The organism is Streptomyces luteolifulvus (genome assembly GCF_008806595.1).
Taxonomy (GTDB): Bacteria; Actinomycetota; Actinomycetes; order Streptomycetales; family Streptomycetaceae; genus Streptomyces; species Streptomyces luteolifulvus.
The window spans coordinates 234,636-260,181 of sequence record NZ_VZRB01000005.1 but is presented as its reverse complement, the minus strand read 5'-3'; the positions used below and the strand labels follow the sequence as shown (position 1 = coordinate 260,181).

Sequence of the window (25,546 nt, the reverse complement as noted above, 5' to 3'; positions counted from 1 at the left end):
GGCCGGGTGAAGATCGCGCTCATGGACTCCGGAATCGGTCTGCTCGCGGCCACCGCGGCGGTACGGCGCCTGCGACCCGACGCCGATCTCGTACTCTCCCTGGACCCCGACGGCATGCCCTGGGGACCACGGACTCCGGAGGATCTGACAGGTCGTGCCCTCGCCGTCGCCGAGGCCGCCGCCGCGTACCGTCCCGACGCCCTGATTGTCGGCTGCAACACCGCGTCCGTGCACGCCCTGCCCGCCCTGCGCGCCCGCCTCGAACCCGGTCTGCCGGTCATCGGCACGGTCCCGGCGATCAAGCCGGCCGCGGCCGGCGGCGGCCCCGTCGCGATCTGGGCGACGCCCGCGACCACCGGCAGCGCATACCAGCGGGGCCTCATCGAGGAGTTCGCCGACGGGGTGCCGGTGACCGAGGTGCCGTGCCACGGGCTCGCCGAGGCCGTGGAACACGCGGACCAGGCGGCCATCGACGCCGCCGTCGCCGCGGCCGCCGCGCTGACCCCCGAGGACGTGACGACCGTGGTCCTCGGCTGCACCCACTACGAACTGGTCGCCGCCCGCATCCGGGCCGCCGTGCAGCGCCCTGGCCTGCCTCCGCTCGTCCTGCACGGCTCTGCGGGTGCCGTCGCCGCCCAGGCCCTGCGCCGGCTCGGCGAGCAGCCCGCCCCGGGGGCGGTGGCCGAGGGGACGCTGACCGTCCTGCTCAGCGGGCGTGAGGGCGCGCTGCCGGTGCCTGCCCTGACGTATCAGGAAGGGCAGCTCCTCCAGGCGGTCACCCCCGCCGGGTGACCCGCTGACCCGCGGTCACCGACCGGACGCTCTCGGTCCACCGCACGGGAAACCGGACGCTGTCACTCTGCGCGACGCGGTACACGCGCAGCGAAAGCTGAGTAATCTCAAAGGCATGAGGGACCACGGCCACGGCGGGCACACCCCGCCCCCTGACGTTTGGACCGGACGCGCCACCAACCGTTTCCAGTGGCTGCTCGCGCTCGTCGGAGCCGGCTGCATGGCACTGGGCATCGAACTCGCCGTCGACTCCGCCTGGACGTCCGGCACGGCTGCCCTCGTCATGTCCGTCGTCGGCTGCATTGCCGCCGGCCTCCTGGTCCTCTTCGGCACTCTCGCGTTCGTGCACGTCGCCCTGAAGGTCGACGAGGACGCCCTCGAAGTGCGCTGCGGCCACATCGGTGTGCCGCGCCGCCGCATCCCGCTCGCACATGTCGCGGGTGCCGAATTCGTCGCGGACGTCACCCCCCGCCACTGGGGCGGCTGGGGCTACCGCTGGCGCCCCGACAAGGGCACCGCGGTCGTGGTCCGCCGGGGCGAGGGCCTGGTGCTGCGCCTGTGGGACGGACATACCTTCACGATCACCGTGGACAACGCGGAGGCCGCGGTACGCGTCATCAAGGATCGCCTGCGGCCGACGACGCCCAGCGCTTCCCACTGACACCCTGTGTCACACCCGCGGCTCGATCGGCGCCGGTCGGCATGGGTCCCCGCCCGAGCGGCGCCGCGCCTGGGGGAGCGTGCGATCGCGGGGCGCCGGAGCAGCCTCACCGGGGTGACCCTGCCCGAGCCCAGTCGGGACGGGGGACAGGCTCGTGGGCCATTCGCCAACGGGGCAGGCGTGCGTGCCGAGCGGCGGGTGCCCAGACGTCCTTCCCGGGCGCGGGCGTGGCCCGGTCGTGGAGAGAGGGCGGGACACACGATCTGAGGTCCCGGCACGGGCGGTTCACGGTGCCGGCCGGTCACCGTACGCCCGTAGGTCCGTCTCCGTCCGGGACGGCTCCACGGGGAGGGGCCGGGCCGTGGCCAGGCCCGCGAGCAGTCCCGCGCCCACCGACACCGTCGTGAAGCTCAGTGCGTTGCCGACCGAGGCGATCGCCGCCAGTGCCGTCAGGGCAGCGCCCGCGGTGAGCGCCACCGGGGTGGGACGCCGGGACCGCCACAGTGCGTACAGCACCCAGCAGAAGGCGGCAGCCAGCAGGGCCACTCCGACGACGCCCTGTTCGGCCGCCTGCTGGAGCAAGGCCGAGTGAGGTTTGCCGTCCGAGGGCGTCGTCCCGGCCGCGGTCGGGCTGAGCTCCCCGAAGCGGCCCGGACTCACGCCCAGAACGGCGTCCCGGCGCGCCATGTCCAGGGCGTCCTGCCACAGCCCGACCCGGTGCGGCGTGAGCTGACCCTCCAGGGACACGAAGAGCCCGTGCGGCACCGCCTTCGCGGCGACCGCCCAGGTCAGACCGGTCACCGCGGCCGCGGCGAGCGCCAGCCCGGCGATCCCCGCGCCCCGGCGACGGACACGGCCCGCGGCCAGCGAGCACAGCAGCACCGCGGCGCAGGCGATGAACCCGGAGACCGAGCCGAGGACGGCCGCGGTCACCGCCGCCACGACCGCCAGCGCCCGCAGCAGGAGCCGGGGGAGCGCCGCCCCGGCGGCCCAGGCCGCACAGCAGGCCGCTCCGGCGGACAGGGTCAGCAGGGCGGGGGTGGCGCCGGCGTGACCCATCGGCACGGCGAGCTGGGGCGCCGGCGTGAGATGGGGGAGTGCGACTGCGGTACCGAGCCCGGCGAGGGCCCCGGCGCAGGGCGCCGCGACCGGCAGGAGCGCTCCGCAGATCCGCCCGACGGCATAGCCGGCGGCCACGGCCAGCACTGCGAGCAGCATGCCCTCGGGGCGGCCGTCGTGCACGGCCGCCGTGATCAGGGACCAGGCGGCAGAGGCCGCGAGCACCACCATGCCCGTCGCGTCAGAAACGTTTCGTCTGTCGCCGTCCTCATCCCGGCCGGCCACAGACGTCATCCCCGTGGAACCCAACCCGCTCCCCCCGACCCCGGTCCCCCGACCTTGTCACCGCCCCGGCCGCCCGGACCGGCACCGGCCCGGCGACTGAGGCTCCGGCACACCGTAACGGCTGATGGACGGTTTGTGGATGAGCCGGACCGAGTTGCGTGGGATCGGGGAGGCAGGTGCGGGGCCGGCGCTCACCGCCTCGCCGCGCCCCGCCCCGCTGGCCGCCGGGCAACGCCTCGTCGGCCGCCGTGGGCCCGGTGGGCGGCGACCGCGCTGTCCGTGCCAAGGTCACCCGCCGTACACTCCCGGAGTGACCGTCACCGCAACCACCGTGGGCGAATCGGACCAGCTGGAGCCGCAGAACGTGCCCGTAACGCGCAGGGCACGGCTCGTGCGCCTGGTCCCGGCCGCCGTCGCGGCGCTCTCCGGAGTGCTGCTCTACGTCAGTTTCCCGCCGCGCACCCTGTGGTGGCTGGCCCTGCCGGCCTTCGCCGCCTTCGCGTGGGTGCTGCGCGGCCGAAGCTGGAAGGCGGGTCTCGGTCTCGGCTATCTCTTCGGCCTCGGCTTCCTGCTGCCGCTGCTGGTGTGGACCGGTGTGGAGGTCGGCTCCGGCCCCTGGCTCGCGCTGGTCGCGGTCGAGGCGGTCTTCGTCGCGCTGGTCGGCGCGGGCGTCGCCGCGGTGTCGAAGCTGCCCGGCTGGCCGGTGTGGGCGGCCGCGGTGTGGATCGCCGGCGAGGCGGCACGCGCACGTGCGCCCTTCCACGGCTTCCCCTGGGGCAAGATCGCGTTCGGGCAGGCCGACGGCGCGTTCCTGCCGCTCGCCGCGGTGGGCGGCACCCCGGTGCTCGGCTTCGCGGTCGTCCTGTGCGGCTTCGGCCTGTACGAGATCGTCCGGCTGATCGTCGAAGGGCGCCGTACGCGCGCGGTACGGCGGTCGGCCGCCGCCGTGGCCCTGCTGAGCGTGGCGGTACCGGTCGCGGGCGCCGTGGCCGCGCGTCCGCTGATGAGCGACAAGGCCGAGGACGGCACCGTGACCGTCGCGGCGATCCAGGGCAACGTGCCCCGCGCCGGTCTGGACTTCAACGCCCAGCGGCGGGCCGTGCTCGACTTCCACGCGCGCGAGACCCGGCGACTGGCCGCCGAGGTCAAGGCGGGCAAGGCCGCCCAGCCCGACATCGTGCTGTGGCCCGAGAACTCCTCCGACATCGACCCGTTCGCCAACGCCGACGCGTACGCGGTCATCGACGGTGCGGCCAAGGCGATCGGGGCGCCCATCTCGGTCGGCGGTGTCGTCGCGAAGGACGGCAGGCTGCTCAACGAGCAGATCCTGTGGGACCCGGTGAAGGGCCCCACCGACAGTTACGACAAGCGGCAGATCCAGCCGTTCGGCGAGTACCTCCCGCTGCGCTCGCTCCTCGGGGCGATCAACAAGGACTGGACCTCGATGGTCAGCCAGGACTTCAGCCGCGGCTCCGAGCCGGGCGTGTTCGACATGGACGGCGCCAAGGTCGGACTCGTCACCTGCTACGAGGCCGCCTTCGACTGGGCCGTGCGCTCCGAGGTCACCGACGGCGCGCAGATGATCTCCGTGCCGAGCAACAATGCGACCTTCGACCGCAGCGAGATGACCTACCAGCAGCTCGCCATGTCCCGAGTCCGCGCCGTCGAACACAGCCGCACCGTCGTGGTGCCGGTGACCAGCGGCGTCAGCGCGGTCATCATGCCGGACGGGAAGATCACACAGCGCACCGGCATGTTCGTGGCCGACTCGCTGGTCCAGAAGGTGCCGCTGCGGTCCTCCGAGACACCGGCCACCCGGCTCGGCATCATGCCGGAGATCGCCCTGGTGCTGGTCGCGGCCGGCGGGCTGGGCTGGGCGATCGGGGCCGGGGTGCGCGGTCGGCGCGCCCGTGCGGTGTAGCCGTACGCCGGTCACACGCCCCTGGGAATGCTCGGGAGCGACCCGACCGGCCCGTTAGGGTCGGGGGCCATGGCTACTCCTGACTTCATCCGCACCCTCCGCGCCTCCGTCGGCCACGACCTGCTGTGGCTCCCCGGCGTGAGCGCCGTCGTCCTCGACGACGAGGGTCGCGTGCTGCTCAACCGCCGCTCGGACAACGGCAAGTGGTCGCTGATCGGCGGCATTCCGGAGCCGGGGGAGCAGCCGGCGGCCTGCGCCGTGCGGGAGATCCACGAGGAGACGGGGGTGCGGGCCGTGGTCGAGCGGCTGATCGTCGTCCAGGCGCTGCACCCCGTGCGGTACGACAACGGCGACATCTGCCAGTACATGGACATCTCGTTCCGCTGCCGGTCCGTCGGCGGCGAGGCGCGGGTCAACGACGACGAGTCGCTGGATGTGGGCTGGTTCGCGGTGGACGCGCTGCCCGACCTCAACGAGTTCGCGCTGCTGCGGATCAAGCAGGCGCTGTCCGACGCACCCACATGGTTCGACCCTGCGACTTCCAACTGAAGTATGGGCGGTGACCACATGTGGCGGGGCGGGGGCGCTGCCCAGGGTCGAGGCATGCCCCCAGCAGTGCGTCTGCGGCCTCCCGCACCCTCCCGCTCGACCTCGGCGGACCGCACCGCCCCGGTCACCGGCGCCGCCGACGGCATCGGCCGCACCTGCGCACTGCGACTCGCGGCCGCCGGGGCCGAGGTGAGAGCGGCCGACCGGTAGGCCGCGGGCCTGGCGGAGCGGCCCCGAGGGGTCCCGGGGCCTCGCGGTCACCGTCGAACCGCACGTTCTCGATCTCACCGACCTGGACGCCGCCGAACTCGCCGCCGCGGGCACCCCGTCTCGTCAACAACGCGGGACTGCAACTGGTGCGGCCCATCGAGCAGTTCCCGCCCGAAGTCTTCCCTTGCTGCGGAGGCCATGTGGTGCTGAAACGTCTGCGGAACCGCTCGTGTCCCGGATAGCCTGAGACGGCACAATCTAGGATGGAACGGACGGATCAGTGGGCAGAGGCCGGGCTGGAACGGCAGTTCCGACATGCGGCCTGAACTACGGGGGTTCCGCATGCTCGAAATCACGCTGTTCGGCCCGCGCCGGACCTCCGGCGGGACGCGCCGTGTCACGGCCGAGGGTCATGTGTCCACCCTGCCGCTGCCGCCGGCTGCGGCCGACCTGCTCGCGTATCTGGTGCTGAACCGCAGCCTTCCGCGGCCCAGGGAGGAAATCGCCTCCACCTTCTGGGGGGAACTCCCCACATCGCAGGCCCGTCGACGGCTGAACACCGCCCTGTGGCGGCTACGCCAGGCGATCGAACCGCCTGACACGCCCCGCGGTACCTATCTGGTCATCGAGGCCGCCGAGACCCTGGGTTTCAACCCCGACAGTGATGCGGTCATCGATGTGGAACGGTTCGAGACCACGGTCGCCCCGCTCTCCCGCGGGTGTGGCCGCCCCCTGCCGGGTACGGCACGCAGGCCAGGAACGGTCCAGGAGCTCGACGAGGAAGCCGCCGCACAACTCGCCGACGCGGTACTGCTCTACCGAGGCGACTTACTCGAAGGCACCTATCACGACTGGATCATCACGGAACGTGAGAGGCTGCTGCGTCTCTATCTCTCCGCGCTGTCCCGACTGGTCGGCTGGCACCGGCGCACGGGCGACGACGACAGCGCGCTGCACTACGCGCACCTCATCCTCGACAGGGACCCGCTGTGCGAGGACGCCCATCGGGCCGTCATTCAGATCCATGCCGCCGCCGGACGCCGCACCCACGCTGTGCGCCAGTACCAGATGTGCCGTCAGCTGCTCGCGGACGAGCTGGGCGTCGATCCCATGCCGGAGACGCTCGCGGCCGCGCATGCGGCCACGGGGCAGGAGGATCGGCGGCAGCCCGGGAACAGGGCTCAGGGTAACCAGGTGGAGGCTTTGACCGAGCGGCTGTCGAAGGCGCAGCGCGAACTGCACGACCTCACCGGGGTGCTGACCCAGCTCGTCACCGAACTGCGCGAGATGGCCGAGTCGGCAGCTCGCCGCGAAGCACGGCTCATGCGGGGACCGGGCGTCCCGCCGGGTCCCCGCAGGGCGACGAACATCGCCCGGAGATAGCGCGGCGACGGCGTCGAGACAGTCTCCCCCTACAACGGTCGGCGAACCTCACCACCGTCACCATGCCTGCCCACCGAGGTGCGGGAGACGGGATCGATCCGGGTCGCTGACGGGAGAGCCATTACGTGATCGACGACGTGACCTCCACCCTCAAGGACGTGATCGAGAACCGTTCCGGTTTCCCCGCGGGCTGGGTCGAGGTGACCTCGCTGGACTCCGGAACCAATCTCACCGTGGGGAAGCTGCACATCTGCTTGTATGCCGTCGAGGAACACGGTCATGTGCGCAACGCCCCCTTGGTCAGCACGCCCGCCGGATACGAGCGGCCGCCGCTCGGACTGGTGCTGTCCTATGTGATGACCTACACCGGGGAGCACCTGGAGTGCCAGAAACGCCTCGCCCGGGTCGCGCAGGTCTTCCACTCGACACCACGGCTCGGCGCCGCCGACATCGACCCGGCGCTCCAGCCACGGATCCAGCAACTCACGGTGAGGCTGCTCTCTCCCACGCCGGAGGAGCGGACCGGCCTGTGGACCGCGTACGGCCGGGACTTCCGCCTTTCCCTGTACTACGGCGTCGAAACGGTCCCGTTGCCCCTGCTCGAATCCGCAGGCATCGACCGGGTCAGGGAGCACCGCATCACCTACGGGGAGGTCCGGGGGTGAGCGCCGTCAGGCCGGTCGGTGAGTCCGCCCGCCGAGTGCTCCGGCACGAAGTGCGCGCCGTGCACGGGACATCCGGGGCGCCGGTTCCCGTTGCGGCGGCCTTTGTCGACCGGCCACCGAGGGGCTGGGAGTTGCGCATCGCCTCGGGCGGCGCCGTCGTCCTCACAGGGCCGGACCCCGGGAATCCGGTGGCCCCCGTCAGGCTGCGGCTCACCGTCGTCGATGCGGCTGCGGCGATGCATCTGGCGGCACCCGAAGCGGTGATCGCGCTCGACCAGGGCGTGGTGACACATCGCTTCGTCCCCCTGCCGACGACTCTGGAACTCCTGCTTGTCACAGCGCAGGGGCCCAGCTCGGGTCGCACCGTCGCCGCGCACCCGACCAGGGACGGCGGCCCGGGCGTACCCCTGCCCGAACAGCCCGACGAACCGGGGTGTTACCGCTCGGCGCCCACGGTCTGGACGGAGGACTTCCACCGGTTCGAGATCCGCGTCGACGGCAACCTGCTGCGCAGGGCCTTCATCGACACCGGACGCCGGACCACCCGTATCCGGCTCATCGACACCACAGGGTGAGCAACGCTGGAGGCCAGTCGTGATCAGCTATCAGTCACCCGGCGTCTACATCGAAGAGGTTGCCGCCGGCCCCCAACCCGTCACGGCCGCGCCGACGAGCGTGGTCGCGATCGTCGGCGCGACGCGGCGAGGGCCCGTCCAGGAGCCGACACGGATCACCGGATGGTCCGAATTCCAGACGGTCTTCGGCTCACGTCCGGTGGCCGGCGGATACACGGCACAGGCCGTGTACGGGTTCTTCGAGAACGGGGGTCCCGCAGCCTACGTCGTGCGGGCCGACGACTCGGTACGCGCCACCTGGGAGGTGCTCCGCGCCGACGACACGACGGTCGAGTTCGGTGTCGAGGCGACGTCCCCCGGGAGCTGGGCCAACGAACTCGGTGTCGCCGTCACGCTCGACACCACCGCCGGCAGCGGTGTGCTCTACGCGAGCGGTGTGGTGCTCGCGACGGACGGCACCCTCACTGCCGGGGAGCAGCAGAAGACCCTGACGGTGCAATCGGTCGTCGGCGTGGCTGCGGGTGACCCGGTCCAGATCGTGACCGTGGCCGGCGCGCCCCGGCCGGCCACGGTCGACTCGGTGGACACCCCGGGTTCCAGGCTCACCCTTTCCGTGCCCGCCGGCGAAGAGCTTGCCCTGCCCGCGAAGGCAACGTGGGTCGTGGCCGCCGTGCCGTCGACGGCCCTTACCCTGCGGCTGGCCGCGGGCGCGGGGTTCCAGCGCGGCGACGTCCTGAGTGCGGTGACCCCCTCGATGGCCAGGGTCTCCGCGGTCGTCGACGGTATGACGGCCGGCGCGCCCGGCCTGACGCTCACCTTGGCGTCGCAGGTGAACCAGGTGGTGCCCGGTGGCGAGTTCGCGGTGCGGGTCGTCCGCCTCACCGCCGATCTGCCCCAGCCCACCTCACCGGACCCGAAGGTGGTGCCGCTGAGCGCACTGTCATGGAAGGACACTCCGGTACCGGAGACCGGCGACCTGGAGACCGGCCACCAGGCGGTCGCGGCCGGGGGGTTGACCGGCGCCTGGGAGAAGGCCCGAACCCGCCTGGAGTTCCCGGCGGCGGTACCGGCCGGGCCCGTCGAGATCGATGTACGGCTGGCGGCCAGGCAGTTCCGGGAGACGGTGACGCTGGACCATCCCTCGCGCGCGTCGCTCGCCGAGAGGTACTCGTTCGTGCCGAACGGCACAGTCCTGAAACTCTCCGGCGCGGGGGGCGCCACGCTGTCCCTCACCCGTGACTCCGCCGCGGCCGACGGCTGGGCCACCGCAGCGAGCGACCCGGAGGACAAGGTCTGGACCGAGGTCGAGGTCCTGAAACCGGCCGACGCGACCAAGGGCATCGTGGTGCGGTGCGTACGGCCCCCGGAGCCGGGCAGTGACTTCATCGAGCTCGCACCGGGCAAACGGCACGCCATCGCCCGCGCCGAACACCAGGGCGGAAACGTCCATGTCATCGCCGTCGAGGGGACGTCACCCGTCACGGTGGGGGACACGGGCCGCTACCCGCTGTTCGCGTTCCGGACCACCACGCTCAGTCCCCTGCGTTTCGCCCTGAAGGTCACGGAGCGCGGCACGGAGGTGGAGAGCTACACCCAGCTGGCCGTGCACCCCGACCATCCCCGCTTCTACCAGAAGGACGGGTTCGTCAACGGGGTGTCGCCGCGGATCACGGTGGGGCCGCCGACCGGTGGGGCCCTGACACCCCAGGTACTTCCCCGATTCGTCCGGCCCAAGGTCGCCGGTTCCGACCGCCCGATCACCACCGCCGGACTCAAGAAGGGTTTCGACCAGCTCGAGCGCGTCGCCGAGCCGGCGATGGTGATCTGCCCCGATGTGCTGACCTTCACCGACACCCTGCTCCAGGCCGATGTGGTGGGGGCGATGACCCGGCACTGCGAGGAGTTTCGCCGGTTCGCGATCATCGACGCACCCGCGTACCGCGACGAAGCACTGGCCGAGTGGCGCAGCTCGGTCGTCAACAGCGTCCAGGCCGCCACCTATGCCCCCCATCTGAAGATGGTCAACCTCGAAGCGGATTCCGTCGAGCGCATCGTCACGGTGCCGCCCAGCGGGTTCGTCGCGGGCGTGTTCGCCCGTACCGACCGGGAGCGGGGAGTGCACAAGGCCCCGGCCAACGAGCGGGTCAGCGGCATCGTGGGGTCGGTCGAGGACTACACACAGCGGCGTCAGGACCTGCTGAACCCGGCGGGCGTGAACCTGATCCGGGCCTTCCCGGGCCGGGGAACGCGCGTCTGGGGTGCCCGGACCTCCTCCGACGACGTGCTGTGGCGGTACGTCAATGTCCGGAGGCTGTTCAACCTGATCGAGACGTCCGTCGAGCGCAGTACCAACTGGGTCGTCTTCGAACCGAACACCCAGGACACCTGGCTGCGCATCAGGGTCTCCGTGGAGAACTTCCTGGACCAGCTCTTCCGCAGCGGGGCGCTCGCCGGCACGAGTCCGGAGCAGGCGTACCGGGTGCGGGTCGGGCTCGGCGAGACGATGACCGAGACCGATGTCGACCTGGGGCTGGTGATCACCGAGGTGGCTGTGGCCCCGGCCAAGCCCGCGGAGTTCGTGATCTTCCGGTTCAGCCACAAGAGGCTGACGGAGTGACCCCCCGTGCCCTGCGAACCGATCGGCGTACAGAGGAGGACAGGCCATGGGCTACCCGATGACAGCCCTCAACTTCAAGGTGGGATGGGGGGATGCCACGTCGAGTTTCTCCGAGGTGAGCGGCCTCACCCTGGAGACGGAGACGGTCGAGTACCGCGGCGGCGCACATCCCGAGCAGACGGTGCAGAAGATGCCCGGGCTTCGCAAGTACGGCAGCGTGACGCTCAAACGCGGGATCGTACCGACGGACGGCAACGGACTGTTCGCCTGGTTCAACCAGGTTCAGGCGGGCGGGGAGTTCCGGCGCGTGGTGACCGTGAGTCTCTGCAACGAACAGCAGGAGATCGTGATGACCTGGACCATGAAGAGCGCCTGGCCGGTCAAGCTCGAAGGTCCCGGCCTCAAGGCGACAGGCACCGAAGTGGCCATCGAGTCACTGGAGTTCGCCCACGAAGGCATCACGGTCACGATCCCCTGACCCATGGACGTCATCGGACACCCCTACACCACCGCCTGCTTCCGGCTGCGGATCGACGGTCTGACGATGGCCGACTTCAGCGAGTGCACCGGGCTGGCGGCGGAGACCGGGGTCGAGGAGTACGCCGAGGGCGGTGAGAACCGCTTCACGCACCGCTTCCCGTCCCGGGGTTCGGCACCCAACCTGGTGCTCAAGCGGGGCTCCACCGCGGACCAGGGGCTGTGGGACTGGTACTCCGAGTACCAGCGCCTCGGCCGGGTCGGCCCTCGTGACGGCCAGGTGCAGTTGCTCGGCACCGTGCGTGGCCGGCCCACGCCCGTGCGCGTGTGGTCGTTCCGGCGCGGCTGGCCGGTGAAGATCGCCGGCCCCGACCTCAACGCGATGTCCGCCGCCGTGGCCATCGAGTCCGTCGAGATCGCCCACCACGGACTGACCCTGGTCACCCTGCCCGGCTGATCGCCGCCCCGCTCCGCCCACGGGCCGGAGCGCCCGCCCCGCAAACACAGATGACCAAGGAGGTCCGATGGCTGTGGTGATCGGCGAGATCGTGAGCGAGGTGACGCTCACCGGCTCGCCCGCCGTCGCGGGCCCGTCCGCTGGTACCACCGGTGGCGTCGCCGGTCCGCCGGAGGAGGAACTGGTCGAGCGGGTGGTACGCCGGGCCACCGAGCGTGTGCTCGAACAACTGCGCCGCGACTGGGAGGCCTGAGGTGATCCTCGAGGAGAACCAACTCGCCAAACTCACCCTCGACGTCTTCCGCGACCAGCGGTTCACACAGCCGGTCGGCAGGTGGCAGGCCCAGTTCAACCCGACCGAGCTGTCCTTCGGCCTCAAGAACCGCTACACCAATGAGCAGCCCGCCGGCGCCAGCAAGCCCGCCACCTCGTACGCGGGCGGCGAACCCGACGAACTCACCGTCGAGTTCTTCTTCGACGGCACGGGCGTGGTGGAGGCCGCCGAGACCGTCCGCGCCCGCCTTCAGGCGCTGCTCGCACTGACCCGGTTCCAGCCCGAGAGCCACGCCCCCTACTACGTGCGGCTGCACTGGGGAGACTTCGTCTTCCCCGGCGTCATGCTGAGCGCCGATGTCACCTACCACCTCTTCGACCGCCAGGGCGAGCCGGTCCGGGCCCGGGTCAAGGCGACGTTCCAGGAGGTCGTCGAGCCGGACGACCTCGCCAAGACAGAACGACGGGAATCCTCGGACCTGTACCAGACCTGGCTCGTACGCGCGGGCGACACCATCGACGGCATCGCCCACCGGGTGTACGGCGCCGTGGAGTTCTGGCGGCCGGTGGCCGAAGCGAACCGCCTGGCCAACCCGCGTTCCCTGGTCCCGGGCACCGTACTGGTGCTGCCTCCGAAGGCGGGGTGAGGCATGGCCGCCACCGCGACCGACCTCGTCGGCGGCATCCCCGACGTGCCGGACTTCGCGCTGAAGCTGGACGGGCGGGACGTCGATGCCCAGGTGCGTCTCGACGTGCTCGAGATCGACGTCAGCGCAGAGGTCCTGCGCCACGGGCGGGCCGAACTGCTCGTCCGGAACTGGAACACCGACAGCCGGCAGGTCCGCTACTCCGACGCGGACCTCTTCGCGCCGGGCACCGCGGTGGAGATCGCGCTCGGGTGGCGCGGGATGCTGCATCCGGTGTTCTCGGGTGTCGTCACCGGTGTGACGGCCCGATTCGGTGCGGCCTCGGGTCCCGTGCTGGAGCTCGCCTGCCGTACCCGCAGCGCGCTCCTGGCAGTCGTGCCCCGCGCGCGTGTGTACGAGGACTCGACCGACGGGGACGTCGTCGCCGACATCGCGGCCGCCTACGGGCTCACGGCCGATGCGGCCGACGGCGTCCCCCAGCCGCTGGTGGCCTTCTCCGCAGCCTCCGACTGGGACTGGCTGGCCGGGCGTGCCGCCGAACTGGGCTATGTGGCATACGTCGAGGGCGATCGTCTCGTCTTCCGGCCCCCCGCCGAACCGGCCGAGGACGACCTCGTGCTCGAGTACGGCTCCACATTGCGCGAACTGAAGCTCACCCGGGAGCTGTCCGGCCGGGCCGATCCGGTCTCGGTCACCGGGTTCGACTCCTCGACTCTGGAGGCCGTGGTGTCGGAGGCCGGGAGCGACCGTGCCGAGCCGGGAACGCAGGGCCGCGCGACACCGGCCGAGGACCTCGGGAAGGCCGGTTGGCCGCTGCGCGAGGCCCACCTCGGCACATCCGCCGGAATCTCCCCCGAGGAGGCGGATCGACGGGCCGTCGCCGTCGTCTCCGGAGAAGTGCTGCGTCACTTCCACGGCAACGGCAGCACGGTGGGGCTGCCACGGCTGCGTGCCGACTCCTGGCTGACGTTCACGGGGATCGGCTCCGCGTTCGGCGGCCGCCACTACGTCAGCGCCGTACGCCATCGGCTGGGCCGGCGAGGCTACACCACGGAGTTCCAGCTCGGCTCGCCCCCTGCGTTGCGACCGCCTGCGCACAGGGCCACGGTCGGCGGCAGGTGCGCGCAGGACGACGGACTGCTGCTCGGCATCGTGGAGGACCTGGACGACGACCAGGGTCTGGGCCAGGTGAAGGTGGCGTTCCCCTGGCTGGCGCCCGCGCTCGAACCTGTCTGGGCGAGACTGAGCACACTGTCGGCCGGTGCGGACCACGGCACCTGGTTCGTCCCTGACGTCGGTCAGGAGGTGCTGGTCGGGTTCGTCGACCACGACCGCAGGTTCCCGGTCGTGCTCGGTGCCCTGTGGAACGGCAAGGCGGCGCCACCCGAGCAGATGGACCCCGAGACCAACGCGGTCCGGTCCGTCGTCACCCCTGCCGGTCACCGGCTCGGCTTCGACGACTCCGAGGGGGGCCGGATCAGCCTGACCACTGCGGCGGGACACCGGATCGAACTGGACGACGGCAACGGGGAGATCGTGCTGGCCGAGCAGTCCGGGGGCTGCTCGCTCACGCTTTCCGCGGACGGAGTGTCGATCGTCGCGCGGCAGGGCGATGTCGTCCTGTCCGCCCCGGCCGGGACGGTGAAGGTGGAGGCCGCGACCCTCACCGCCAAGGCCACCGGGTCCTCGACCGTGGAGAGCACGGCCGGCCTGGAACTCAAGGCGGCGGGCTCGCTGACCGTCTCCGGTGCACTGGTAAAGATCAACTAGGGGGTACGGCTGTGATGACGGTTGCCCGGCGCTCGTCCGGCCCGCGGGGTGCCGCGGATTCCCGGAACGGAGGCCGCTGATGCCTTCCGCGGCCAGGGTCACCGATCTCACCGTGCACGGCGGCACGGTGGCCGGGCCGGGCGTGGCCACCGTACTCGTCGCCGGGCTTCCCGCAGCCGTTCTCGGGGACCTGCACGCCTGCCCCGTCCAGCCGGGCCACCCGCCGAGCACCCCTTTCACCTCCGGCAGTCCCACCGTGCTCATCGGGGGACGCCCCGCCCTGCGTGTGGGGGACTTGGCCGGCTGCGGGGCATCGGTCGGCGTGGGTGCTCCCACGGTGGTGATCGGATGAGGGACCACCCACACCTCGGCACCGGCTGGGAGTTCCCCGTCCGCTGGCACCAGGACGCGGACGGCGGCGGCCGCGTGGCGACCGCCGACGGTGAGCAGGCCGTGGCGCAGTCGATCCGTCTCATCGTGCGCACCGCCTTCGGCGAGCGGGTGATGAGGCCGGAATTCGGATCGACCGCCGAGGACCAGGTGTTCGGGACACGGGAGGCGGCGTCCTGCCACCGGCTCGCCCACGAACTGCGCACAGCACTGCTGCGTTTCGAGCCACGGGCCATCGTGGACCGGGTCGAAGCGGTCGCGGCCGGTGATGACCAGGACAACCGGGTGGACGTGACAGTGGAGTTCAGGATCGATCCGCACCGCCGCCCCACCAGTCTTGTGCTCCCCTTCTATCTGGAGGGCAACGCGTGAGCGGCACCGCCGGGGCAGAACCCGGTTCGAACGGTGTCTCCTCGGAAGAGGTCATCACCGAGATGGCGCGATCGGCGGCCGCGGCCAGGCCGGTACCTCATCTGCCGCCCGCTGCCGCGGGTCCGCCGGCGACCTGGGCCGATCTGCTGTTCCACGACCCGCCGTCGCCGCGTCGGCCGTCGGCGGTGCTGCGCTCCCCGGACGACCCCTCGCAGGCAGTGCTGCTGGCCGTCGCGGCCCTGCACGAGGGCCTCGCACAGCATTTCGCGGAGCTGCCGCGCCGGGCCCGGCTCGACTGGCTCTCCGAGCGGCTCGGCATCCCACGCCGCCCCATGGAACCCGACGAGGTGGTGGCCGCCTTCACCGTCGCCCGGCCACGGCGCGCCGAACCCGCAGGGCCACTGATCGTCCTGCCGACGGGCACGGAACTGCGCGGAGGCCGCACCGCCGCTGGGACCGAACGGCTTTACGCGACGACCGACACCCTCACCCTCCAGGGCGCCGAGATCTCCGGCATCATGGGCACCCTGGCCACACCGGACGGCGACTGGACGGCCGTCCGGCGCGACCGGGACGCGTCCTTCGCGCCCTTCACACGGCAGGCGGCCGTCCACCGGCTCGACATCGTCACCGACGTGCTCGCGTTCACCGCAGGTGCCGCGACCGTGACCGTCACCTTCCCCGGCCAGGACGCCACCGCGCTGGCGGGGTCGACCTGGCAGTGGTCGACCCCCGACGGTCTGGCCACGGTGCTGCCGGGCTCGGCGGTGTACGAGAACGAGAGCGTGACGCTCGCCCTCACAGGCACATGCGGCCCCCTGATGGTCGACGGTGAGCCCCTGACGTTCCTGCGCGTCTCCTTCGACGGGGACAGCGCCCCGGCCCGCGCCTTTGTCTTCGAGACCGGCGCGGTGCAGGTGCGGATGGAACGTGACGGCGTCCTGCCGGACGGCGGCGCCACCGGGAACGGCTCGGTCGACATCACCCGCGAGTTCCAGCCCTTCGGGCCCACACCACGACGCGGTGACAGCTTCTATCTGCGTTCGGACGAAACCTTCGGGAAGCCGCTGGACCGGCTGACCCTCACCTTCGAGCTGCTTGACGACAGCGGCAACGGCCTCATGGCCGTGGACTACGCCGCGCCGCTCCAGCAGTGGTACGCGGAAGGGCTGCTCGCCAAGGGCATCGACGTCATCGGCAAGATCCCGTACAAGGAACCCGACCCCGGCATCCAGTGGCAGCGTCGGGCCGGCGGCGCCTGGCAGACCTTCAGCACGGCCGGCAGGAAGCTCCACGGCAGCAGGACCGCCGACATCGCGGTCGGCGGCACACCGCTGTCCGATCCCGCCGACATCGCGGGCACCGTGGGGCGTTTCGTCCGGCTGTTCCTGAGCGGCGGCGACTTCGGCTGGGAAGATCATCTTCGCCGGGTCGCCCGGTTCGCCGAGGAAGTCGCAACGGCCAAGAAACCGCGGGCGGGTGACCTCATCGCCCCCACCCCGCCCACCGCTTCACGGCTGACGATCGGGTATCGCACCCTGACGGTCACGGTGCGGGACCTGCGCACCCGCAACGGCCACGCCGTCCGGCGGCTGGATCTGCCCGGACCGGTGGCACGGCCCTTCCGGCAGCCCCTGGACACGTCCGCCGGAGCACAGGGCACTGTGGCTCTCGGCTTCGCGAAGCTCCGCCCGGACGCCGTCGGCGGACTCTCCTTCCATGTGCGCGTCACTCAGGCGCCCGCCTGTGCCTCCTTGGGCCGGGTCCACAACGTGACCTGGGAGTACTGGAGCCGGGCTGATTCCTGGATGCCGCTGGCCGTACTCGACGGCACCAAGGGGCTGCGGCAGAGCGGGGTCGTCAGGACGCTTGTGCCGGCCGACTGGGCGGAGGGCTGCGCGGACCAGGGAACAGAGACGGACCGCTGGCTCCGGCTGCGCACCTCGACGCCCCAACTGGTGGGCGAGGTCCTGGACATCCGGACGGATGCGGTGACCGCCACGTACCGCAGCACAACCGATCCAACGGTGGACCGCGGCCCCCTGACGCCGCCGGCGGCGGGAGAGCTCAAGGGACTTCTCCGGCCCGTCCCGGGTGTGAAGGTGTCGAACCCCGTCGCGGGAACGCCGGGCCGCGCCGCGGAGACGGACGAGGAGTATCTGCACCGTGCCACGGGCCTGGTGCGGCATCGGGGCCGGGCGATCCAGCCGTGGGACTACGAGCGGATCGTCAAGGACACATTCCCCGAAGTCGCCGCCGTACGTTGCCTTCCGCACACCGGCGCGGAAAGCTGCGCCGAACCCGGCTCGGTCGCCCTGGTGGTCGTGCCTCGCAGCGGCGAGCGGCTGCCGTATCCGGGTGTGACGCTGGCCGAGCGCATCCTCGCCCGCCTGGACTCCGTTCGATCGGCACATGCCCGGCCGGTGGTGCTGTGTCCGCTGTACGAACAGGTGGGGGTGCACGCGCGGATTGCCCTGGCTTCAGGCGTCGCCGCCGCCGAAGCCCGGGAGAGCCTGACCGCCGCGCTTGATGCCCGTCTGCACCCGGGCAGTCGCGGCTTCGCCGATTTCGGCCGTGCGCTCTATCCCTCGTCGCTGACCGTCTTCCTGGAAGAGCGACCCGAAGTGGATCACGTGCGGGATCTGCGGCTGCTCCCCCCGCACGCAGAGCTGCCCAGGGTCGTCACCGACGCATGTCGTGGCCTGATCGCGTCGGCCGGGAACCATGAACTCGTCCTCGAGGAGGTCCTGTGACGCAGCCGAATCCCGGCGCGGCCCCGTCCGCGGTGCCGTCCGCAGCGCCGTCCCTCCCCGAGCCGCTGCGAGCCACCACCGCCGCCGCTCCCGACGGTGACTTCGCCGGGCTTCTCGAGCGGGCGATGAAGACCGTCCGGGAGTACGCCGTCGGCTGGACCGACCACAACCCGAGCGACCCCGGCATCACCTTGCTCGAATCCGTGGTCTGGTCGATCGCCGACCTGCACTACCGCACCGGGAACCGTCCGTTGTCCGGATGGTCGGCCGAAACGGGACTCTTCCGTGACGTCGACGAGCTCCACTGGAGCCGCATTCCGATGCCGAACAGCCCTGACCGCCTCAAGGCCCTGGGCGACCTGCTGGCCGAGCTGACGGCGGACGACCGCCAGGCCGTGCGGGCGGCGCCGACGCGGCAAGCCGCGGACAAACACCTCAGCGGCGTAAGGGCTCCCGATGACGATCCGGTCGCCGAACGGGCCCTGCGTGCGGCGGCCATCCGCCTGCTGCGTGCTCCGCTCGTACAGCAGACGATGCTGGACGCGCCCGAACCACGGGAAGACCCACCGGGCCCCGGAGTGGTGCTCTTCGCCGAGGAACAGGCCGCCATCGAGGAGCGTCATCGGCGCACGAGCGCGGCGGAACGCCTGCGCTCCGCCGAGGACCGGGTCCGCGAGCTGGTGTCCCGAGCGGCTGACCGTGCTTCCGCTCAAGCCGCGCTGGCCGAGGAGTTCGGCCTTGACGCGGCGGTCGCGGCGGATGCCGTGGGCGTCCACCCCGCGCCTCCTGGTACCGGTCCGGAGGACTGGGAGCGAGCCGACGGCAGCACCATGTCCTGGCCGCCGCACCCCCTCCAGACCCGTACGGTCGAGCCCGTCACCACCGGCGACTACGCCCGCCTCGCCGTCGGCCTGTCACACGATGTCACCGGTGCTCCGGACGGCAGCGGGATGGTGACCGTGAGCCGGGCGTGGGCGGTGCCCGGAGTACTGCCCGGGATCGGGTTCGACGGCCGTGAGACCGACGACGAGGCGAACGGCGCAGCGGCGACGCGACCGGGAGCGATCACGCTGCTGGTGGAGCCCGACAGGCCGGACGTACTGACCACCCGGGCCGAGCGCCGCGGATTCCTGCACCGGGTGCTGGCCCTTGCCCTGTCCGGGCCGGGCGAGACGGCCGAGATCGACGCGCCGTACGAGAACGTCCACCACGACCTCGGCCGGCTCGCACCCCGCCGCCTCATCGGTGACGAGATCGGTGCGGCCCTGCTGGGGACCTGCTCGGTGATCCTGCGCGGTGTCGTGTACGTGCCGGTGACGGCATCCCGGGAGCGCGTTCTGCGTGATGCGCTGACGCGGGTCGGGGCGCTGCTGAGGACCGGTCGCAAGGAGAATGCGGACCTCGCCGCCGAGCAGGTCCATCCCCGCGACACGGACGGTCCCTGGCCGCGCCCGGACCGCCTCGCGGCCGCACCCGCCGCAGGATGGCGTCCCGGCGAGCCGGTCCGGCTGGCCGAGCTGGTCCAGGTGATCTCGGACGACCCCGAGGTGCTCGGAGTGGAGGACCTGGCGGCGGCAGTGGTGCCGGACGCCGCGGGCGGTGGCCCGCGCGCATGGCACGTGGGTGAACTGCCCCTTCCCCGGCACTGCGTGCCCATGACGGCCCCGGACGAGCAGCACTGTCTGACCGTCCGCCTGGAAGTGCGCGAGGGGTGCGCCGATGGCAGCTGAGTACACGCGGATCGCCGCGCATCTGCCGGCCGTGTTCGCCGCCGACCGGGAGAGCTTCGAACAGGTGGAGGGGTTCCTCGCGCTCGCGGACGAGCTGAACCGGACGTATCTGGAGCGGCTGTCGGAACTCCCCGCCTGGTACAGCCCGGCCGGCTCGGCCTGGCCACCGGGGCTGCCCACCGACGCCGGCGGCGACGCCTTGCTGGCCCGCATCTCCGCGCTCCACGACGAACTGGCCGACTGGTACGGCTTCGTCTTCCCGGGTTCATGGCGGATCCCCGAAGGGCTCACTCGCAAACGGGAGTTTCTGCTGCGGGCCGCCCGGCTGTGGCGGCGCCGCGGTACACCCCGCGGATTCGTCGACTGGTTCTGCCTCTGGTTCGGCATCAGCGAACCCTCGCAACGGCCGGTGCTGGTGGAACATTTCAAGTACGCCACGGCCGGCGAGCGCGCAGGGACGCCCCAGACCGATGACGACGGGCGCCCCCGCCCGCTTCCCTGGCTTCGCGCCACGCTGTTCGTACCGGTCTCGGCCGCGTTCCCCGACGCGGCCGCCCGGACGGAGGCATCCCTGGTCGTCGAACGCTATGCGCCTGCCCACCTGTTGGTACGGCTGTGCTGGGTCCCCGGTGACTTCGTCCTGGAGCGGCGGCAGGGTCCGGACGAGGACGACCCCGAGACCGAGGAACAGTTCCTGGCGAGGGTGCGCGTGCTGTTGTGCGAACTGGTCGATCTCATCGAGCACAAGGACGGTCTGCGGCTGGGGAACTGCATCGACGAGGGCGCGGCCACCGACCGGCTGGACGTCGGGCGGCTGCCCACCGACGTGACGGAGGGATGAGAGCGGATGACCAGGAACGACCACGACCGCGCCCGGCCGGGAAGGAACGGCGATGGCTGACCGCCGCTATCCGCTGTTCACCGGCGGACAGACTCTCACCAGGGACGACCTCAATCTGCTGCGCGACTTCCTCGACGGGCAGGACCAGGTCCTCGCTCGGGCGATCGGCTTCGGGATCGTCGCCGGCCTCACCGGCACACTGGGCGCTCCGGACGACGCGGGCCGGAGAAAACTTACCGTCGCCCACGGGCTGGCTGTCGACCAGCCGGGCCGGATGCTGATGCTGGAGGCCGACTCGGTCATCGAGGACGCGGCCAACGCGACCGGCACAGCCTCGTTCGACTTCGTCGACCCCGCCCAAGGCGGTGTCACACCGGTACTGGTGTTCTTCGAAGGAGAACCACAGGCGCCGCAGTGCGACGAGACCGGATGTGCCGGACACTCGGCCATCCGCACCCGCAGCGCCACGGTGGTGCTCGCGGCGGGCCGGCTGAAGACCCCGCAGACGGACTTCGCCACCGAGCCGCTGCTCCGCGACGAGTCCCCGCTGACCATCGATGCCGACGGAAGCGTGCAGGGGAACTTCGACCGCCTGCGCGACGCGATCCGCGCCCGGCTCGCGGCGGCCGGAGTGACCCTCTCCCAGCCGTCGGCCGAGCGACTGGCGCAGCTCACCATCAGCGGCGCCCTGCTGCCGGCCATCAGGCAGTACCGGGCGGCGTTCCTCAACCACGTGCTCTTCGCGGCCCTCGACCTGCTGCGGGTCCTGGCGCTCAGCACACCGTCGCCCCGCGATGCCACCGCCCCCGGGGTCGCGCTGGGCTGGATCACGGTGGAAGCGGGCACGCCCACGTGGAGGCCGGAATACCGGCACGACTTCGAGCCACCCGAAGGGCTGTCCAACGCACTGTTCGGTTCCGGCGCCCTCGACCCGCCGACGCTGATGCTCAACCGGCTGGAGTCGCTCGTCCGCAGCTACGCCGAACCCGCCGTCCCCGCACCGCAGGACCCGCCGAAACCCGCCCCCGACAAGGACGACTTCCACAAGTGCCCCAAGGGGAAGAAGGCACTCGCCAGGCTCAGGATGAACCTGGGGCTGAAGGTGGACTGCATCGACCTCGTCTACCCACCCGCCCAGATCCGCGACGACTGGCGGAACATCTACCTGGAGGAAGCCCCCGTCCTCAAAGGCCCCGGCCACGGGGTGATCGACCCCGTGGAGATCGACGTCCTCTATGACATCGACCCGCTCGACTTCGCGCAGGCGGGGGTGTTCTCGCTCCATCCCGCCCTGGGCGGCAAGGCGGACACCACCCGGGCCTCGATCGAACAGTTCATCAGGGACCGTGGGGTGAGGCCGGATGTGCTGGTGCGCACGCAGGCGGAGGCGCACGGCATCGAGGGGTTCCGCGTCCAGGGCGCGATCAGCCTCGGCGACACCCTCGTACTGGTCAAGGATCAGCACGGCAAGATCGTCGAGATCGGGCGGGTACCCAACCAGCAGGCGCTCAAGAGCGCCGGAGGCGTCCTCGCGGAGGTGGGCACCGAGGCGAAGAACGCCGCCGCCAGCGCGCTGAAGGCCGAACAGGCGGCCGGCGGCGCGATGAGCAAGGTGCAGATTCTGGAGACGAGCCTCACCCACCTCAAGAGCGGTGAGCTGACGGAGTTTCCCGCACTGGGCGGCCTGGCCCAGCAGGTGGCGAACATGGTCACCAGGAGCGACGTCGACGTCGTGCGCAAGGACCTGCGGGCCGAGTTCGACCTCAAGCTGGCCGCACAGGACACCAAGGTCGTCAGCAAGGTCCAAGCGCTGGAGGACAGGACGCAGGACCTTCAGGGCGACATCCGTCGCACGGGCGAGCACGTCGAGAAGTTCCAGCAGAGCATCCTCGATTCCGTCGCCAAGGTCACCGCTGTGGAGGAGGTGAACCGTGAGCTCACCCGCAACGTCGACAAGGCACTGGAGATGGTCAAGATCTCCCACCAGCGGGTGGACGACATCCTCCGGCCACGGGCCGTCACCCCGCGCTCCGTGGAGGCATCGCGGCTCAACGCGAGCATGGTCGACTTCCTGGGGACGATGCGCCGCTCTCTCGTGGAATCGGCGCCCGTGGACCGTCGCGATGCCGTGCGGGCGGAACTGGCCGGAGGCGAAGAGGCGTTCGACGAGCTGAGCAGGCACATCGAGCGGGATCAGCCGCTGACGGTGTCCCACGGCGCGGAGCTCTCCGCCCTGGTGGAGTCCCTGGTGGCAGCGGCGGAGGCGGCCCGTCTGCCCGCAGGGGAGCTCGCTCGGCTCCGGGGCGCGGCCGATGCCCTCACCGAGCGGCTGCGCGGGCCGTCATGACGGGGCCGGTCGGGGTGGATCTGCGGCTGGAACGCTTCACCATCCGGTGCCGCACGACCCCGCAGGACCAGGAGCGGGCTCTTGCCGTACGGGGCCGGCTCGCCCGACTCGCCACCGAGCGGCTGCCCGCGGCACTGGCCCGTGCTCTGGGTGCGCCGCCCGGATCGGAGTCCGGCGACGGTGGGCCGGACATCCGGGTGGACCGGCTGGTCGTACCCCTCGGTTTTGATCCCGCGGACCACGACGACGAAACCGTTGTGCTGCTGTGGGCCGAACACATCCGCGCCGCACTCGCCGCGCGGCTGCCCGTTGCGCACCCGGCACCGACGGGCGAACCGCCTGCAGAGGCGCCCGCAGAACCGCCGGGCACCGCGGCAGGCCACGGCTCCCGGCCGCTCGATGCCGCACAGCAGAAGGCTGTCGCAGGCCTTCCGGCAGATCTGGTCCACCGGCTGATGGGCCTCTCGCCTGCCGCGCTCAGCAGGGTTGCGCGCAGGCCGGCAACACGCCCGGACGCGCTTGCCGCACTGTGGTCGGCCCTCGACCCGGACGAGCGGCAGGCCGTACGCACCGCCTTGGCGGGCACGCCCGCCGACTGCTTCGGCGCGCCACCTGCCGGACAACTCCCGGCGCAGCCCGATCCATCCGAGGGACCCGCCGCTTCGGGCACCACACCCGTCCCCGGCAGCCCCCATGTCGACACCGCCTCCGTCTCCCCGGCCGACCGGGTTGCCGGCCGACGGGCCCACGCCGCCGAGGACACAGCCGGTACCCGCGCGGACGCCGCAGACGTCGAGGCTCTCCTCGCATCGCTCCTGGCATCGACCGGGTCCCCGGCTTCCGGCCGTCCGCTCCTGTCCAGGGCGGGCGGGCTCGTCCTTCTGTATCCGTGGCTTGCCGACTACCTCGACGAGGCGGCGAGGGCACTCGGCCGCGACGCGTCCCGTGCTCTCGGGGACGCCACAGAGGCAGATCTGCGCCGTGTCGCCCTCGCCGTGCTCGCCGACCCGGCCGACACAGATCTCCAGTGCGACCCGCTGGTCATGGTGCTGGCCGGCCGGAATCCGGCCGCGCAGGCGCCACTGATGCCCGACGGGGCTGCCGCGGCTCGCCCGGCAGAGGCGGCTCTGCGCCGATTCGCCGCCTCACTGCCCGGGTTCGCCCGGTCGAGTGCCGCATACCTGAGGACCGGCTTCCTGCTGCGCCCGGCCCTGCTGGAGGAAGACACGGACGGCCTGGGCACGGTAGGGGTGGAGCTGGGAGAGCTGCCGCTCGACATCGCACTGGCCAGGCTGCCCTACCCGCTGGGCCTGTTCACGCTTCCCTGGTCGCCACCGGTCCGCATGCGGTTCGCGGCAGGTTCCCTCGCCCCGCCGCCCTCACCCGAGCGCGGGGCATGATGCTGACACCAGGCCATATGGGGGAACTGCAACGGGCGCTGACCGCACTCGAGGCCGTGATCGGGTTGCGACTGGAGGAGCGGCGCGCGTTCGCCGTCCACGCGGGACCGGGTACCGAGCCCGAGCGCGCCGTCGCCGCCCTCATGGCCAGGCCGTTGGGCCTGGAAGGGACGGAGGGGCTGCCCGGCACGGCCACCTACTCGGGTGACGGGCCCCTGGCCCGTGTGGTCAGGGACTGCGCGCTCGATCCGGCCGAGGCGCTCACCGTGGTGGCCGCTGTCGCCCCGGAGATCGACGAGAAGTTCGGCCTGTACTACGGGCTGCTGAGCGACCGTCCCGGTGTCCTGCATCTCACCGGGGAAGTGGTGCGCAACCTGTGCGGCCGTACCTTCACGGGCCGGCTGGCCGCCCGGGACCTGCTGGCCGCGCACGGACGGTTGCGCGGCGCCCGCCTGCTCGACCTCCAGCCGGCCGAGACGACCGCGCTCGCCGGAAGGGTGACCCCGCACCGCAGCCTGGTCGCCTTCCTCACCGGCGGGTCGGTCGCCGGCGGTCCGTCGGCAGACCTGCCGGTCGACCGCATGGACACGGTCCACACCCTGGACGACATCGTCGTACCCGGCCAGGTACGACGACAGCTGGGGACCGTTCTGGAACGCGTCCGGCACAAGCACACCGTGCTGGAGGAGTGGGGCTTCGCCCGGAAGCACGACGGGGTGCGCGGCACCCTGGTGCTGTTCCACGGGCCGCCCGGCACGGGCAAGTCGATGACCGCGGCGGTGCTGGGCCGCACGGTGGGCGTACCCGCGTACCGGGTCGATGTCTCGGCCCTGGTCAGCAAGTACATCGGTGAGACGGAGAAAAATCTCGCGCGGCTGTTCGACTGGGCCGAGGAAGAGGAGTGCTTTCTCGTCTTCGACGAGGCGGACGCCGTCTTCGGCCGCCGCACCGAGGTGTCCGACGCACGCGACCGCTACGCCAACCAGGAAGTGAGCTATCTCCTCCAACGGGTGGAACGCCATCCGGGTGTGGTGGTGCTGACGACCAATCTGCTGGGCAACCTCGACGATGCCTTCTCCCGCCGGATCGACCTGCGCGTCGAGTTCCCGCCCCCCGGGGTCGCGGAGCGGCTGGCCATCTGGCGCGGTGTGCTGCCCGCCGCCGTGCCCGTCGCCCCGGACATCGACCTCGTCGGCCTGGCCGAGCGTTATCAGCTGACCGGGGCGGAGATCCGGGACGCCGCACTCGCCGCCGCCTACGCCGCGGCGGCGAACGGGCGGACGGTGACAACGGAGCATCTGGCGTCCGGCATCCATGCGGCCTTCGCCAAGAGCGGGCGTACGCCTCCACCGGCATCGGGCTGAGGAGCAGG

General features: G+C 71.7%; 22 protein-coding genes and 1 pseudogene. 22 read left to right on the top strand and 1 reads right to left on the bottom strand.

Annotated features, from left to right (window positions below; all coding sequences use genetic code 11):
• Positions 1–6: 6 nt before the first annotated feature.
• Positions 7–792 (top strand): glutamate racemase, encoded by a 786-nt coding sequence (locus F7R91_RS10005; RefSeq protein WP_150946700.1) that lies wholly within the window; start codon positions 7–9, stop codon positions 790–792.
• A gap of 115 nt (positions 793–907) precedes the next feature.
• A complete protein-coding gene (locus F7R91_RS10000) occupies positions 908–1,453 on the top strand; it encodes a hypothetical protein (RefSeq protein WP_150946698.1) in 546 nt (181 codons plus the stop codon).
• A 285-nt stretch (positions 1,454–1,738) separates the two neighbouring features.
• Here the strand turns inward: F7R91_RS10000 and F7R91_RS09995 are convergent, their stop codons facing one another.
• On the bottom strand, positions 1,739–2,806 hold the full coding sequence (locus tag F7R91_RS09995; RefSeq protein WP_408056022.1) for an O-antigen ligase family protein: 1,068 nt from the start codon (positions 2,804–2,806) through the stop codon (positions 1,739–1,741).
• 301 nt (positions 2,807–3,107) lie between these two features.
• Here F7R91_RS09995 and lnt point away from each other — a divergent pair, with 301 nt between their 5' ends.
• The 20 genes and pseudogenes from lnt (at position 3,108) to F7R91_RS09895 (ending at position 25,538) form a co-directional block, all read left to right on the top strand.
• Complete coding sequence (gene lnt / locus F7R91_RS09990; RefSeq protein ID WP_150946694.1) at positions 3,108–4,718, top strand: apolipoprotein N-acyltransferase; 1,611 nt, start codon at positions 3,108–3,110, stop codon at positions 4,716–4,718.
• Positions 4,719–4,787: 69 nt separating this feature from the next.
• On the top strand, positions 4,788–5,267 hold the full coding sequence (locus tag F7R91_RS09985) for an NUDIX hydrolase (RefSeq protein WP_150946692.1): 480 nt from the start codon (positions 4,788–4,790) through the stop codon (positions 5,265–5,267).
• A 20-nt stretch (positions 5,268–5,287) separates the two neighbouring features.
• A pseudogene (locus F7R91_RS09980) lies at positions 5,288–5,659 on the top strand (SDR family NAD(P)-dependent oxidoreductase); the annotation flags it as partial.
• A gap of 160 nt (positions 5,660–5,819) precedes the next feature.
• Positions 5,820–6,860, top strand: a complete 1,041-nt coding sequence (locus F7R91_RS09975) for an AfsR/SARP family transcriptional regulator (protein ID WP_191971421.1) — start codon at positions 5,820–5,822, stop codon at positions 6,858–6,860.
• Between the two features lie 125 nt (positions 6,861–6,985).
• Positions 6,986–7,525 (top strand): DUF4255 domain-containing protein, encoded by a 540-nt coding sequence (locus F7R91_RS09970; protein ID WP_150946688.1) that lies wholly within the window; start codon positions 6,986–6,988, stop codon positions 7,523–7,525.
• A complete protein-coding gene (locus F7R91_RS09965) occupies positions 7,522–8,100 on the top strand; it encodes a hypothetical protein (protein WP_150946686.1) in 579 nt (192 codons plus the stop codon). The genes F7R91_RS09970 and F7R91_RS09965 overlap by 4 nt, the downstream gene beginning before the upstream one ends.
• 19 nt (positions 8,101–8,119) lie before the next feature.
• Entirely contained in the window at positions 8,120–10,717 is a 2,598-nt protein-coding gene (locus F7R91_RS09960) for a phage tail sheath subtilisin-like domain-containing protein (protein ID WP_150946684.1), read from the top strand.
• Positions 10,718–10,763: 46 nt separating this feature from the next.
• Positions 10,764–11,195, top strand: coding sequence for a phage tail protein (locus F7R91_RS09955; protein WP_150946683.1), 432 nt, complete (start codon positions 10,764–10,766; stop codon positions 11,193–11,195).
• 3 nt (positions 11,196–11,198) lie between these two features.
• Positions 11,199–11,651, top strand: a complete 453-nt coding sequence (locus tag F7R91_RS09950; protein WP_150946681.1) for a phage tail protein — start codon at positions 11,199–11,201, stop codon at positions 11,649–11,651.
• 67 nt (positions 11,652–11,718) lie between these two features.
• Complete coding sequence (locus F7R91_RS09945; protein WP_150946679.1) at positions 11,719–11,904, top strand: hypothetical protein; 186 nt, start codon at positions 11,719–11,721, stop codon at positions 11,902–11,904.
• 1 nt (position 11,905) lies between these two features.
• Positions 11,906–12,571 carry a CIS tube protein gene (locus F7R91_RS09940; protein WP_150946677.1) on the top strand — a complete coding sequence of 222 codons (666 nt, stop codon included), beginning with the start codon at positions 11,906–11,908 and terminating at the stop codon, positions 12,569–12,571.
• Positions 12,572–12,574: 3 nt separating this feature from the next.
• Positions 12,575–14,341, top strand: a complete 1,767-nt coding sequence (locus F7R91_RS09935; protein WP_150946675.1) for a phage baseplate assembly protein V — start codon at positions 12,575–12,577, stop codon at positions 14,339–14,341.
• A gap of 79 nt (positions 14,342–14,420) precedes the next feature.
• Positions 14,421–14,693, top strand: coding sequence for a PAAR domain-containing protein (locus F7R91_RS09930; RefSeq protein WP_150946673.1), 273 nt, complete (start codon positions 14,421–14,423; stop codon positions 14,691–14,693).
• Positions 14,690–15,103 (top strand): GPW/gp25 family protein, encoded by a 414-nt coding sequence (locus F7R91_RS09925; RefSeq protein ID WP_150946671.1) that lies wholly within the window; start codon positions 14,690–14,692, stop codon positions 15,101–15,103. Before F7R91_RS09930 ends, F7R91_RS09925 begins: the two co-directional genes overlap by 4 nt.
• Complete coding sequence (locus tag F7R91_RS09920) at positions 15,100–17,856, top strand: baseplate J/gp47 family protein (RefSeq protein ID WP_150946670.1); 2,757 nt, start codon at positions 15,100–15,102, stop codon at positions 17,854–17,856. Before F7R91_RS09925 ends, F7R91_RS09920 begins: the two co-directional genes overlap by 4 nt.
• Positions 17,853–19,586, top strand: coding sequence for a hypothetical protein (locus F7R91_RS09915; protein WP_150946668.1), 1,734 nt, complete (start codon positions 17,853–17,855; stop codon positions 19,584–19,586). Before F7R91_RS09920 ends, F7R91_RS09915 begins: the two co-directional genes overlap by 4 nt.
• Positions 19,576–20,427, top strand: coding sequence for a hypothetical protein (locus F7R91_RS09910; RefSeq protein WP_150946666.1), 852 nt, complete (start codon positions 19,576–19,578; stop codon positions 20,425–20,427). The genes F7R91_RS09915 and F7R91_RS09910 overlap by 11 nt, the downstream gene beginning before the upstream one ends.
• Before the next feature lie 52 nt (positions 20,428–20,479).
• Positions 20,480–22,774, top strand: coding sequence for a hypothetical protein (locus F7R91_RS09905; RefSeq protein ID WP_150946664.1), 2,295 nt, complete (start codon positions 20,480–20,482; stop codon positions 22,772–22,774).
• Positions 22,771–24,174 carry a contractile injection system tape measure protein gene (locus tag F7R91_RS09900; protein WP_150946663.1) on the top strand — a complete coding sequence of 468 codons (1,404 nt, stop codon included), beginning with the start codon at positions 22,771–22,773 and terminating at the stop codon, positions 24,172–24,174. Before F7R91_RS09905 ends, F7R91_RS09900 begins: the two co-directional genes overlap by 4 nt.
• On the top strand, positions 24,171–25,538 hold the full coding sequence (locus tag F7R91_RS09895; protein WP_150946661.1) for an ATP-binding protein: 1,368 nt from the start codon (positions 24,171–24,173) through the stop codon (positions 25,536–25,538). The genes F7R91_RS09900 and F7R91_RS09895 overlap by 4 nt, the downstream gene beginning before the upstream one ends.
• The last annotated feature ends 8 nt before the right edge of the window (positions 25,539–25,546 follow it).